This window comes from Paraburkholderia sp. UYCP14C, from assembly GCF_004197395.1.
In the GTDB taxonomy this organism is placed as follows: domain Bacteria; phylum Pseudomonadota; class Gammaproteobacteria; order Burkholderiales; family Burkholderiaceae; genus Paraburkholderia.
The window spans coordinates 1-740 of record NZ_SELS01000307.1; the positions used below are offsets into that span (position 1 = coordinate 1).

Below are 740 nucleotides of genomic sequence, written 5' to 3' on the forward strand. Positions count from 1 at the left end.
CTGTTCGAGGCGATGGTGCTCACGCTTGCCCAGCAGATGCCCTTTGCCGCTGTAGCCCGCGCCGTCGGCGAATCGTGGCATCGCGTGCATGCGATCTGCAAGCGCTACGTCGAACTTGCGCTGGCCGCGATCGACCTGTCCGGCATGACCAGCGCCGCCGTGGACGAGACCTCGTACAGGCGCGGACACAACTATCTGACGCTCGTGGCCGACGCCGAACAACGCAAGGTCGTGTTCGTCACCGAAGGCAAGGATGCCGCCACCATCGAACGGTTCGCCGCTCACCTGCGAGCCCACCGCGCAGAGCCCGAACACATCACCTCGGTGAGCATCGACATGTCTCCCGCCTTCATCAAAGGTGTCAGCGAACATCTGCCGAACGCCCGCATCACCTTCGACAAGTTCCATGTCGTCGCCCAGGCGTCGACCGCCCTGGACAAGACCCGGCGACTCGAACAGAGGATCGATCCTGATCTCAAGGGCCTGCGTTGGGCGCTGCTCAAGGATCGCGATCGGCTGAATGCGGCACAGCGTGCCGATCTCGACGCACTGGTCGCCAACGTCACGACCAAGCGTACGGCACGTGCCTGGCTCTATCGAGAACAGTTGCGCGAGATCCTGGATCGCAAGCAGATCAACGTCGTGTCCGAGATGCTTGAGCAGTGGTGTACCAATGTGATGCGTTCCAAGGTTGAACCCATGAAGGAGGTCGCCCGCATGATCCGAAAACACTTCGACGG

1 protein-coding gene is annotated in these 740 nt (G+C 61.9%); it reads left to right on the plus strand.

Going from position 1 to position 740, the window contains the following annotated elements; translation table 11 throughout:
- A partial coding sequence (locus EVC45_RS44985) for an ISL3 family transposase (RefSeq protein ID WP_129964404.1) occupies nt 1-740 on the plus strand: 740 nt, incomplete at both ends.